Here is a 12,615-nt window from a genome sequence, read left to right on the forward strand (position 1 = left end):
GCTGGCGGTGTAACTGCTGTCAGTCGGGGTCCCACCCTTTGGTATTCCGGCCCGCGATGTGAACCTGTAACCCAACTCGTCGGCGGTCACATGCAGAAACTGCAAGATCGAGAGGGCTTCTAGAAAAGTGGACCTGATGGACTCGAAACCCTGATCCTCACACTGCCAAAGCCAGCCATTGTCGCCCTGATCCGACTGGAGGTAAAGAAGAAGCTACCGCCGAGAAGGCGGGATACCGCAGTCGTCGATTAGCCGGCGCTGGTGGTTGGCGGTCGTTGCGGCAAAGTCCATTTCGTCGTTCGGGCGCCGACGGCGATAGAACCACTCCGGCACCCGGGTAGGGTCCACCCTAGTGCGCAAGATGCCGTCCTGCACATCCCGGGCCACCTCGCACAGCCGCCGCTGTTCGACGTCATCGAGCGAACCGGGCCGCGCGGCCCGCAACTCGCTTGTGACGATTCGAACTAGCCGCTCACGTTCGGCGGCAACGCGCTGTTGCGCGGCCCAGATCTCGCAGACGAGCTGATAAGCAGACAGCGACGGCACGTAGAAGCCGAGCAGTACCTCGGTGAGCGTGGTGCCTGACACCAAGATGCCCGTGACCGCGCCGAGCAGGCTCCAACACGCCGCCGCGGTCAGTAGCACGGCGGCGTAGCGTCGTCTCAAGCGAGCATCCCAGGCCAGGTTCTGTTCCTGCGCCATCAGCACGTCGTACGGATGGTGCACTCCTCCGGTAGGGTCGTACCAGCCTTCGGCGATCCGATTGTCCTTCGCGCAGCCCGACTTCAGTCGCCGAGCCAGCCGATGAACTTCGGCCTCCGGGATCGGGTCACCAGCCACCATGGTTCGCCAGGGCAGCCGGAACAGGCTGGTGTCGAACATCTCTTGCAGCAGCGCCCCCTGCAGCGCGATAGCAGCCGCGGCCCGTCTGAGTGGAAAGGCCGATACCAGGAACCAGGCGAAACCGATGATCGCCATTGCCTGCCGCCCAGGCCCAGCCAGGGTGACGACCACGCCAGCGGCGGCCAGCAGCCCTGCAGCGGTGGTACGGACCGCTTCCACTGCCTGCCCCCGCTGATGACTGGCAGCAGCCGCGCGCTGCAGCCGCACCATGTCGCCGTCAAGTTGCCGCTGGTCGATTGAGCGCGGTGTCGTCATCAGAAGGTCTCATTGCTGGTCGGCGCGATCCGGAACCCGTGGCTGTCGCGGGTGCAGCGGAAACCGTCGGGTTCCGCGGCGCAGGTGAAACCGAGCGCGGTGATGGTCTTGCCAGGTGGCAACACATCGCCGTCGTTCGGCTCACGTCCAACCGGATAGAACATCACGCCGCCCGCGCACAAGAAATCGACCTTGCCGTCGGTGTCGACGGACATTCCGGCGCCCCAGCTAGGCCCGACCTTTTCGCAGGATTCGGGCCGGGGTGGCACGGGCTTGGTAGCGCCCTGGCACAAAGCTTGCTTCTTGTCGATACCGCACACATAGGACCGGTCGGCCGAGGTGAAGAAGTAGTACGGTTCATCGCCAGAACCGCTGAGCTGCTGACGGTACTTGGCGGTGGTCGACTGTCCGACCCAGTGTACCGACCCGTCTTTATCTACCGTGAACACGATCGAGCCCTGGACCGGCGCGGAGTACCTTTCCTTGAAGTCCGTCGAGTCGAAGTCAGTGGTCAGGCCGAGCAAGCCGATGTCATGGAGTTGTTCCCGGGTGCAGGTGCCGTCCGGGCCACGGCCATCGACGCAGCGCGACTCGGTCAGGCCAGGAAACGTCAGCGCCCCGGACTCCAGCACTGGGTGAGTACGCAGGGTGCGACGTAGTTTTTCGCGGCCAGACCGGGTTCGGATCAGAGCCAGCGTGTCGGTGTCACACCGCGCGCACAACGCGGTCAACGTGCTCTGGTCTTCACCGTCCAAGGCGGTGATCAGCTTGCCCATCAGATCTTGAATCTCTTGGGAAAGCGGCTTTCCGTGGTCGTCGGTCCTGATCCGTTCTTCCGATGGCTGCGTCTGCGCCTCCGGTCTGCCCGCTGCCTGTTCCGCAGGGGTCAGCCACATTGTCGCCACTGTGTCGGCAAGCGTGACAGGAGCCTTGTCCTTCCAGTTCAGCGTGAGTCTGCCTCGAACCTCCGGGTCCTTGGTCGCGTCGATGTCATCGCCGATCTCAATGGCGTAAGATCGTCCGGCGGCTCCGAATCCCAATTGGAGTGCGCCCGTGCGTAGCAAGCGCATGCGGCCGTCGTCGACCTGGTAGCTGAGGAACCGCTCCGGGAACAGGCGGTGGCACTCCACTCCGGGGCCAAAGGTGACCACGAGGCTGGATCCGGCCCAGGTCTGACCGGTGACCCGTCGGGCCTCGATCAGAACGGCTTCCGCGAATGTTGAATCTTTGGGAATCAACGCTTCCGACTTTGGATTCGTTCCCGTGCTGTTGAGCATCAGCACACTCGACGAGGTTCGGCACGCTCCGCTGCTCGGCGCCTCGATCGTGGCGACGCGCGTGCCGTCGGGCGAAGTCGACCCACCCCAGAACGAGACCGCGGAGTCACCCTCGATCATCAACCGCTCCTGCCCCTTGGCATCCACCGCGGTCAGCGCGCCCTGCCCACGGTAGGAGGCTCGTTCCTCGGGAATCGGTTCGACCACAGCGACCTGATCACGGCCACCCGCGCCGACCCAGGCGTACGGCATTGGCCTGCGCAATGGCACACGGCTGGGGTTGCCGTCCCTGTCGAACACAAGCAACGCGGAGCCATCCGCGCTGACAGTGGCGAACCCCTCGCCGAACCACCCGAGACCGGCGCACGGACACGGCTGGGACTTCTCGACGCCAGTGGCAGCGGTCACGATGTGGAGGTTGGTCTTGTCGAGCCAGGCGAACTGCTTGCCGTCGGCTGACCAAGTCGCCGGACTGTACGGCGAGGCGATCGGTATCCCGCCCCAGACATGTCCGGCGCCGTCGGCGAACCGCAGTTCGGCCCCTGACACGAAGGCGACGGTGGCATCACCGCGCGCATCGGAGTCCGTCGTTGGCTGGGGCATGCCGTCCGTGCCGCAGGCCGCTATGAGCACGCACAGGGTCAGTGTGAGTAGTCGGGGAGGGATCTTCATCGCGCGTCCTCCGAGCATAGATCGATGTATGTCACCGCAACGCCGACGTAGCGTGACCAGTCGGTGCGATCGAGCCCGCCGCCCGCCCACCGGCAGACCTGGCTCGTCCAGTCCAAGCCACTGATTCTGAACAACCGCAGGACGTCGACCTGCTTGTTGCCGCGAACCGGCGGCATGGCGGTTACAGCGAGCAACTCGCTGTTGGGAGACCAAGTCACGCGGACCACCAGACTGCCGTCCACGCGCATCGGTGGCATGGCCATCGTCTGGGTGGCCAGATCGTAGATGGTCACCCGGTCGCCTTGACTAACCGCGACCCGGCTGCCCGCCTCGTCCATGGCGAACGCGACGGGAGCGTCGCCGGACACTGCCAGCCTCCAAGAGTCCCCAACCGGCGACAAATCGGCGCCGCGCAACTGCACGACGCCCTCCGAGGTCATCGTGAGCACCCGAGAGCCGTCCGCGCTGACGCTGAGGCGTTCGACCAACTCGGCGGGTTCACGGCGCACAACCTCACGAGTGGTCAGGTCGACCTCAACGAGTTGACACTCTTCCGGTTCGCCTTCGAGGAAGAACCCGTGGGTGGACGGAATCTCCATGTCCGTGTTACCTGGTTTCAGATGGAACCTGCCAAGCAGCTCCCAATTGTCGGTGGACCAGACACCGACTTCACCGGAGATATGTCTCGCCACCAACAGGTTGCCATCTGGGGTGAACGCCACCCGCGCGATCAACCGCTCCTCAGGGCGTTTCTTGCCCTTGTCCGAGTCCGGCAGGGTGAGCTGCCGAGGTATGACGCGTTCGTGCCACGGCCAGACCAGCACCGTGCCCCCGCCCTGCACATTCACCTGGCCCGCAGCAGCGACGAAGTTGGAGCTGACCGCCACATCATTGGCGTAGAAGCGATCGGATCGCTTCGTTAGTCGCCAGCGATCGGGTTCCGATTCCTGTCCATCGACCTTCTGCGGCACAGGAGCGTTGGGATCCACCAACACAACTGCTGTACTCCAGGTGGTATTGGCGGCCCTTCCCTCGCTGCTGGGCGCCTCGGCGCCGACCAACCTTCCGTCGGACAGGAACGCGGTCGAGGTGACCGTGACACGCTGGGCGAGCGCCAGTTGGCCGGAGGAATCACCGATCACTGAGATCCGCCCCCCCGGCCCGCCAGCCACGATCGCGCGCCCACTCATTGCCGCCACCGTGGCCGCACCGCCGTTGAGCTGCTCCAGGCTCGCCGCCAGTACGTAGTCAGGCCGATCAGCTGGAATCGCGACCGTGCCCGTCTCGCCCGCGAACAACAGCCTGCCGTTCGATGCGGCCAACACCCGCGGTTGGAAGCCGAGACCGCCTGCTGGATTGCTGACCTGCACCTGATCGGCCCGCCTCCACACCACGACGCCGCTAGGAGTGGCCACGCTGATGTGGTGAGGAGTGGCAGCGACCAGGGCAGCGTTACCAGTCGTCTTCTCCTTGGGCACCTCGATCCGCGCGTCCCTGGATCCAGTCCGTACCGAGATCACAGAGTTGTCCGCCAACACCATGACCACCTCGTCGTCGCTGCGCCCCGCGAAGCCTGGGTCGACAATATCCGCCGCGACCACCTTCTCCTGATGCAGCTTCATGGCGTAATCCAGTGGAGTCATGGCATCCGCGGCGGACAGGCAGGCCGTCGGCTGTCGGGTCACCACGTCGTAGGTGCTGATCGCGCCATCCCGCCATACCGCCACCAGGGCCGCATCGGAATGGGAGAACCCCATCGTCACTAAGCTCTTCGACTTGGTGCAGGACGCCTCAGGGAAAGCGCCTAGCTCGGTAGGAGGTGCAGTGACGTCGAACAGCGCCAATCCTGTGTCCGTCCACGCTGCGACCAACGGGTGTTCGCCTGCGATGACCAGGTCACTCGCCTGTTTGGGGATCTCGCCCTTGAGCTCTCCCGTGGACAACGCCCATACGCGGCTCACCTGTTCGCCGCCGGAGGTCACCACCACGTCGAGGGCCTGACTAAGCGTCAGAGCGCTCACCCGCGAGCTGTCCGCCTGCCAGGTGCGGAGCACGTTCCGATTGTCCGACAACACGTCTCGCATCGCGTCGACTCCCCTCGAGCCGGGGTCGATGCGGTACGCGGCCAGACCGAGCTTCGCGGCCAGTGTCGGATCGGCCCGGCGCAGGCTTACCGCGCGTGCCGCGAGGTCTGATGCGGTGGCCCGCCGCGAGTCAGCGTCGCGGTGCGACTCGGACACCCGATACAGGGCGAAGGTGCCGGTGGCCAGTATCAGCGCGATGACCGCGGTGACGGCGAGGAGCCGACGCCGATCGATGCGGCGGCCCGCCACGGCCGCCGCCCGCCATGTGGCCGCTGGGACCAGTTCAGCCCGGCTGTTTTCTTTGCGGGCGGTGGCGTGATCGGCTTCCGGCAGGATTACCCGCATGTCCGAGCCGACCACAGCGAGCTTGGTGTCGTAGCCGGACACCGAAGCGGTAGCGGCGGGCTGGTCGGGATCGAGTTGACCGACGATCGCGATCCGAGACTGCAACCTGCGCACAGTCAACGGGCCTAGGAAGGGTTTGGCGAGGCGACGTTGTTCATCGAGCAAGACCGCGAACGCGAGGCTGAGGGACTCCTGGGTGACCCTGGTGATCGGTCCGGCCGGATCGGTCAGCGACCACAGCACGGCATCCCGGCTGGTCCCGCCCGCTTCCTGCCAGGCGGTGCCAAGCGCCGCATGGAAACGGCTGTCAGCCGAGCTGAGCGCCATGGATGCGGGGTCCGGCACCAGCCCGCTGGGTAAGGCGGGGACTCGGCTGAGCCGCAAGACGGCGCGTTTGCCTTGGGAGCCAAGATCCAACAGCACTTCGGTGCTCGGCCCGCGTCGCACCGGCAGGGCGAACCCGGTGCCGCGTCCGCTGTCCAGTGCGATCAGCCAGACCAGGGATAGCAGATCCAGCTCGCCGCCGTTCGCCAGATGCCGCAGCGTTGCGGCATGTGGGGTTGCCACCGCAGCGGAGATTCGGGTAATCGGTTCGGCAGGTACTTCGAGCCCGGCGCGGGTGGCCCAACGGCGGAATACCGACAGGTGCCGTCCGGCCTGCTCTTGGTCAGCGATGAGCGTCAGCCCGAGCGAGGCCAATGCCCGGGTGGCGTGGATCAGCGCGCCCTCGCGCGGCCGGAACGGTGCATCGGTCAGGTCCGGCATCCTCGTGGGGTGCTCGGCGATCACCTTGAGCATGGTGTGCACTGCCAGCGAACCGTCGCGCAACGCCTCAAGGTCGGCGATCTTGTTGTCGACGACGCAGTCGCGGATGATCGTGATCAGCCGCCGACGCGCGTTGATGAGCTGGTGACCCACGAGGTCGGCGTCGCCGTATTCGATCCGGTCTGCCGTCAGGTCCGCAAGGTCGAGTTCGCGGGTCACAGTGACGCCTCAAAGATCGTGGCCGCAGCCCGCATGGGATGTGTGTGCGGCAGGTCGTCGGCGATCTCCAGCCAGCGGTCTGCGGAGATCTCGGTGCTCGCGTGCAGCGAGGGCAACAGCTCCTCCGGCCGCAGCCGGGTCAGCTCGTCCGGGCCGATCGGCACATCGTCAGCGTCGAACAGAGACACTCCGTCCGGCAACGCGATGTTGAGCGACCCAACCAGTCGGTCACCCTCGGGTTGCATGGCCAGCCAGAACCTTAGGGCGGGTCCGCGGTTGCGGGGAGTCACCCGCACCGGCAGCAGCAGCGCGGGCTGCTCGGCTAGAGGACCACCAGCGGCTTGCCCGCCTGCGATCCGCGCGGTGACACGAATCCATCCAGCCCGGGTCGCCACCAGCCGGACCTGCTGAGTATCGTCACCGAGTTGCTCGACCTGTTCACGCAGTTCATCGGTGCCCGCCGCGGGCTCCATCGCGGGGTTCAACTCTGTTTGCAGCCGCGGCACTTCGTTTCCGCCCGCCAAGGCCGCTGTGAGGAATCGGGCCGCGTGCCGGTAGATCGGATCCAGCGTGCCCAGGCGGCCGACCAACGTTCGAAGTCCGTTCATACATGAGTCCGGGACTCGGCCGCCTGGCAGATCGCGCAGACTGTTGAGCAGCGCGGTCGCGCCGAGCCTGGCGATGTGGGTGTCGCCGATACGCAGCCCATGGTCGAGCTGTTCCAGCGGCCCTGTCAGGCCACGTACGGCCGGGGTCAACCAGTGCCGGATCTCGACCAGTTCGCCAAGGGTGCCGTCCGGTTCCAGCCCGGCGGTCACCGCCGCGACCGCCCGGTCCAGCAGGTGCCAGGGGAGGATCTCGAACACACCATCCGGAGGATCGCCTTCGGCGTCGAGGCGGGTCAGCAGCCAGTACCGCAGGGACAGCGCCTCTGTGGCCAGCGAGTAAATTTCGTCCGTCAGTGTGTGATCGACCACCGGCCATTCGCGCTCAATCCTGGCCAGTGCAGACATCGCGGCCAGGCTCACTTTGATCGAGGCCCCATGGTCGTCCAACTCGGCGACAGTCGTGCCGTGTTCGTCGACCAGTCCGAGCGCGTGGCCGCCGTCAGCGATCGGGATCGCGACACGGCGCCAGCCTGTTGCGTAGCGCGGCAACGCGCGGGCGTCGGCCCGGTCGTCACCACCGTTGACTGGGCCGAGGCCTACCCCGTCCGGCGACACCTGCGCCACCCAGGGACTTAGCGGGCGGGGCGACGTGGTCATGACGCCCTCCCGATCAGCGTACGGAGAAAGCTCCGGCCGGGTTCGGGCAGCAGGTCCGCGAATTCGTGTTGCCGGTCGACAGGCGCAGTGACCGACCGGCGGTGCGCGCCGCGCAAACCACTCCAGTCATCGCAAGTCAACGGGTCGAAGAAGTCCGGTGGAAGGCCATCTAGCCAGGCGGCCAGCGGCGCCAAGTCGTGCGGTCCGCGGTCATGCCAACGCACGGCGAACTTCAGTGCGCGGAACAGGATCATCGCCTGGGTGGCCGGATCGGTGCTTTCGTTGCGGGGCGCGAACCGGAGCTTCTCCGCGCGCAAGTCCACCAGTCCTGTTCCGCAGGCATCCAGTACCACGTGGTCGAGCACGTCGTAGAGCAATGTGTTGAACGAGAAGTCCCGATGCCGGGAGTCCTCGGCGATCCGACTGCCGATCAGCGGGAACTCGAATCCGCCCTGCGACAGGCCGCGGTACTCAATGACACGGATGTTGTTCCATGGCGGGGTGACCGCGCAGACCAAGGTTCCTGGGGTGACCGTGGTTCGGAACTCCGTCATCCTTGTAGCCCGCATCGTCTGATAGGTGATGTCAGTGAACCGGCCTGCGGGGACCGTGCCCGCCAGATCCAGGTCATTGACCTCGTGCAACGGCACGTCGGACGCGAGATCCCGGCTCGCGCCTCCGGAAAGCCAGATCCGATGGCCGGTCGCGTGCACTGCGGCCAGCAACGGCCGGGCCAACGGCTGCCATGGCGCGCCAGGCTGATCGAGTAACAGGTCCGCGCGCAACGGCAGCGTCGGATCAATCGACGCGGCCGGGTGAACCTGATTCGTGGGCAGGTCGGCTGGTGGCATGACACCCGCCGGTTCCGCGTGGTCGGACGTCAAAGGCACCGGAGTGTCCGGCAGGGCAGCCAGTTCCTCGTCGCCGTCGAACAGCAGCCGGTCGTCCAGATGGTTTGACCGGACATCGTCCGAGGGCTTGGCCCAACCGAACCCGGCCACCCGACGGCCTCCGACGAGGTCGCCCGCGAGTAACGGACGAACAGGGGACACATGTCTGGGATGAGGGTCAATACCGAGGGTCATGACTTCTCCGCGGCGTACACCCCGGGCACACCTGACCGACCCTGCATGTACAGGTGGACCGGCGTCTGCTCCGAGTGAACGGGCAGGCCACACCACCTGCTCTCACCACCCTGGGGTGAGTAGATCAGGATAGCAGAGTCAAAAGGTTGTGTGTTCTGGATCATGCCGAAGGAGTCGCCTCAGCCGCGCCCTGCGCTACAACCCGCCACCGCCAACTCGCTGACATCCGCCCTGAAGTTCATGCGGGTGATGGGCGGTCACGGGGCGAGGCGGATGCCTGCGAACAGGAGGGTTCCGACTTCGCCTGTGATCCGAGCAAACACCCTGTCAGTGACGGTCAGGAGGGTCCGCTACACCGATGGGTGACATTTGACCTGCCCCACCGGAAGGGTTCCAGCCGTCGTGGCTAACTGGCAGCGGTGATGGTGTCTTGGTCAGCCTGTCACCGGTTCGTGCAGCAGTCCCGGACGGTCTAGGTAGGTTCAGCGCATCGTTCTGCTCCCTATGTGCTCCCCAGATTGCTCCCCGCTGTGTCCTGGCGACGGCGCACGGCTTGCTCGGTCACCGCCGCGTTCGGTGTGACTTGTTGTGCACATGCTTCAAGCTTTGCGCTTGTTGAGTTGACGGCCGCTTCGCGGCATGAGAGCGCATTAACTCCGTGGCGTCCCGGCTGCAGCTCATGCTTCGGACACCGAACCAATTCAGCTCCGTCGCCAAGGATCGGCACTCTGGCACGCTTGGCAGCCTCACGCGAGAACACCGGTGCCCGTAACCGTTGAGCGGGGTCATGGTTGGCCGGGGCACCATCCTCGTGACGCTCGGGTCAACCGACCTGGCCGCCGCAGCACGATCGGATGACAGCCGGCGTCAGGTCGACCGGCGCACCCTCGAGGAACTTGCGTACGGCGGGCTGGCGGACCAGTTTCCGGAGGGGTTTCGGTAGGTCGTCGACCGTGGTGGCTTCCTCGGCTGCTTTGACCTTCTCGATAAGGTCGGCGTCGTGTTGGAGGTGGTCTGCGAGCAGGGGCCACCGGATGCGAATCGCGGTCCACACCGCTAGCGCGTCCAATGGCACTGTGCCACCCTCCAGTGTGCGCAGGATTCGCAGCACGCTGTAGGTGTTGACGAAGCGCTTCATGCTGCGAGGGTTGGCCAGGAGCATCGGCGCGAACCTTTGCAGGGCGTGCTCGGTGGAGGTGGTGATCTCCGGTGTGGACATCCGGGCGATGGCGTCCGTGACGACGGCCTGCCGAGCGACCGGATCCGCGTCGTACAGCGCCTTCAGGACGTCCAGTTCGCTGCGTCCGCTCACGACCCGCGCGCGCAGTTCTTGGATCTCATCAGTGGTCTTCGGGGTGGCGGTGCCGGAGTCCACTCCCAGCAACGCACCGAGGTAGCCCGATTGGGTCTCGACGCCCATGGCGGGCATCGGCACGCTGAGCTGGAATAGTTTGTCCAGGAACAAGTAGCCCAAGGGGCGACCGGGCTCGTCCACCGCTCCTTCGAAGCTCTCGTAGGTCTTCTCGTAAGCACGCCTCAACCACGCCCCGTCGGCGGCCACCACGAACGCGGCAGCCCGCCTCGGCCGTCGAGAGTCGCGCGAGGCATCGCGCACCAAGTTCTGGACAGCGTCGAGGATGCCGACGACGAACTTCTCGTCGCATCGGTCGAGGTCGTCGATGAGGAAGACCACGGGCCGCGGTGAGTGCTCCATGAGCCACGCGAAGTGCGCCGTGACGTCCCGCATCGGGTTGGTGTGCGCCTGCTCAAACAGGCGCGCACCGCGGGAGAGTCCCACAGCAGCAGCTTCGTCGCGACCTTGCCCGCGGTCCAGAAGCCGGCCACCACGGTCAGCGCCGCCGCCAACGCCTTTGCCAGCTCCCCGAACTTCGTCGGCGTCAACGAGATCGGCCCCAGCATCGCGACCACGCCCACCACCAAGAGCACGAGGATTACCAGGGCCAGCAGGTATGACGCACCGGAACGCGTCACCCGTGCGGTGATTTCCCGCGCCCGTGTCGCGGGACGACGCCACCATGGGGCCGCGCGGATCAACTGGTCGCGAAGACAGGTGATCAGCGCCCACCAGGGAGGGTCCACCTTGGCGTGTCGCCACGCGTCGAAGGTGACCACGAGGCTGCTGTCGGGCGGGTCCGCCAAGCGGTGCGCGAGCAGGTTCAGCAGCGTGGTCTTGCCGGCGCCCCAGGGGCCGTCCAGGTGGACCAGGAAGGAGATGTCCGGTTGTTCGCGCTGAGCCTGGCGTAAGCGCAGGGCCAGGACGTCCGCGAGCACGCCGCGGTTGAGGCGGTCTGTCGTCGCTGGCGCGTCGTTCACCCAGTCGACGTTCTGCCGTGGCTGTCCGGTGACGGCGGACAACCTCCGCTCGGCGGCGGCGCGCTCTTCTTCACCTTCTTCCCGGAACACCAACTGGCGTGCATATGAGTGCACGAGAGGGTGCAGGACGTAGCCCTGGTCGTAGGCGTCCAGCATGTTTTGCGCGCGGAGTTGGTTGAGCAGGGATGCGGCATCGCTGGGCGATAGGTCGCCCAACGCTGCTGCTTCGGCCTCGGTGACGATCTCGTTCTCATGGAGGCCGAGCAGCCGCAACAGCCGGGCGGCGTCGCGGGGCAGAGCCGCATAGCTCCACGACAACACCGCTGTCAAGGACGTCTGCCCGTCGTCTGCGCCTTCCGACAGCAACCGGTCCGAGCGGTGAGCGAAGGAGTTCCTCAGCTCGGCCAGCGGTGTGTGGGGCCTAGCTTGCACAAGTGCGCCGACGATTCTGAGTGCGAGTGGCAGTCCCGCGCAGAGCGCAACCAGCGCCGTAGCCGCGTCGGGTTCGCCCTGCACTCTCTCTTCGCCGACGACGTGGATGAACAGCGCCATGCTGGAGTCAAGGGGCAAAGGGTCGAGCACGATCGTCGTGACGCTGAGCGTGGCGGTCAGCAGGTTCATACGCTTCCGACTCGTCACGACCAGCGCGCTGGGGCCCGTTCCAGGCAACAGCGGCAGAACCTGTTCGTCCGCTGCCACGTTGTCCAAAACGATCAATAGTCGCCGGGAGCTGCTCAATGAGCGGAAGACCGCCGCCCGAGCGTCCAAGTCGACCGGCACGGCGTCGGGTGCGACACCGAGCGCGTGCAGCAGGAAACCGAGAGCATCGTCGGGCGACAGCGGCACACCGGCGGTGTCGTAGCCGTGCATGTCGACGAACAGCTGACCATCCGGGAAGCGGTCAGCCACCCGATGCGCCCAATGAACTGCCAGCGCTGTCTTCCCGACACCGGGCATGCCGGAGATCAAGGTGATCGGGGCTTCCGTCTTATCGACTCCGGCGACGAGGCGAGCGAGTTCTTCCTGCCTCCCTACAAAGCTGGACGGCGAGGTGGGCAACTGGCGCGGCACAGGCGTCGCCGATGAGTGAACGTGGACGCCGCCGATGATCGAACCCACCTGGACGACCTGTCCCTGATCCGAGCCTCCGACGACAAAGGGTTCCTCTGGTTCGTCGGGCGGCATGGCGGTCGTTGTCATAATCCCTTTCCTGCCGGTGGCCGGTACAGCATGACACCACGGTCCCGAAGCTGGGCACCCCGAATTGGTCGAGGGCAAGAGCAGGTGGTGGTGCATTGCGACGCGGAGCTGTCGCGCCACCGGACTAATCGACCAATCCGCCAAGGTCGTCAACCCAGATGACGTTCGCGCATCGGGACGCCTCATCCGCTCATCGGCAGGACAGTGCGAG

Annotated in this window: 6 protein-coding genes and 1 pseudogene; all 7 read right to left on the reverse strand. The window is 65.9% G+C overall.

Annotation, left to right across the window (positions count from 1 at the left end; genetic code table 11):
• Nucleotides 1–213: 213 nt before the first annotated feature.
• Nucleotides 214–1,158: an S-4TM family putative pore-forming effector gene (locus tag BN1701_RS20110; protein WP_054051133.1), complete on the reverse strand. Its 945-nt coding sequence runs from the start codon at nucleotides 1,156–1,158 to the stop codon at nucleotides 214–216.
• Nucleotides 1,158–3,107 carry a hypothetical protein gene (locus tag BN1701_RS20115; RefSeq protein WP_054051135.1) on the reverse strand — a complete coding sequence of 650 codons (1,950 nt, stop codon included), beginning with the start codon at nucleotides 3,105–3,107 and terminating at the stop codon, nucleotides 1,158–1,160. The genes BN1701_RS20110 and BN1701_RS20115 overlap by 1 nt, the downstream gene beginning before the upstream one ends.
• A complete protein-coding gene (locus BN1701_RS20120) occupies nucleotides 3,104–6,520 on the reverse strand; it encodes a hypothetical protein (RefSeq protein ID WP_054051137.1) in 3,417 nt (1,138 codons plus the stop codon). Before BN1701_RS20120 ends, BN1701_RS20115 begins: the two co-directional genes overlap by 4 nt.
• Nucleotides 6,517–7,785 carry a hypothetical protein gene (locus BN1701_RS20125; RefSeq protein WP_157368115.1) on the reverse strand — a complete coding sequence of 423 codons (1,269 nt, stop codon included), beginning with the start codon at nucleotides 7,783–7,785 and terminating at the stop codon, nucleotides 6,517–6,519. Before BN1701_RS20125 ends, BN1701_RS20120 begins: the two co-directional genes overlap by 4 nt.
• Nucleotides 7,782–8,636 (reverse strand): hypothetical protein, encoded by an 855-nt coding sequence (locus BN1701_RS20130; protein WP_172803286.1) that lies wholly within the window; start codon nucleotides 8,634–8,636, stop codon nucleotides 7,782–7,784. The genes BN1701_RS20125 and BN1701_RS20130 overlap by 4 nt, the downstream gene beginning before the upstream one ends.
• A gap of 1,057 nt (nucleotides 8,637–9,693) precedes the next feature.
• Nucleotides 9,694–10,908 carry a P-loop NTPase fold protein gene (locus BN1701_RS36505; protein WP_157368117.1) on the reverse strand — a complete coding sequence of 405 codons (1,215 nt, stop codon included), beginning with the start codon at nucleotides 10,906–10,908 and terminating at the stop codon, nucleotides 9,694–9,696.
• A pseudogene (locus tag BN1701_RS20140) lies at nucleotides 10,854–12,590 on the reverse strand (NB-ARC domain-containing protein); the annotation flags it as partial. The pseudogene BN1701_RS20140 and the gene BN1701_RS36505, both read right to left, overlap by 55 nt.
• Nucleotides 12,591–12,615: the final 25 nt, after the last annotated feature.

It is taken from the genome of Alloactinosynnema sp. L-07 (assembly GCF_900070365.1).
Taxonomy (GTDB): domain Bacteria; phylum Actinomycetota; class Actinomycetes; order Mycobacteriales; family Pseudonocardiaceae; genus Actinokineospora.

What these genes read in the sequence shown, in the direction of transcription:
- BN1701_RS20110 (WP_054051133.1), bottom strand. Translation starts at nt 1,158, where the DNA reads ATGACGACACCGCGCTCAATCGACCAGCGGCAACTTGACGGCGACATG.
- BN1701_RS20115 (WP_054051135.1), bottom strand. Translation starts at nt 3,107, where the DNA reads ATGAAGATCCCTCCCCGACTACTCACACTGACCCTGTGCGTGCTCATA.
- BN1701_RS20125 (WP_157368115.1), bottom strand. Translation starts at nt 7,785, where the DNA reads ATGACCACGTCGCCCCGCCCGCTAAGTCCCTGGGTGGCGCAGGTGTCG.
- BN1701_RS20130 (WP_172803286.1), bottom strand. Translation starts at nt 8,636, where the DNA reads ATGCCACCAGCCGACCTGCCCACGAATCAGGTTCACCCGGCCGCGTCG.
- BN1701_RS36505 (WP_157368117.1), bottom strand. Translation starts at nt 10,908, where the DNA reads ATGGTGGCGTCGTCCCGCGACACGGGCGCGGGAAATCACCGCACGGGT.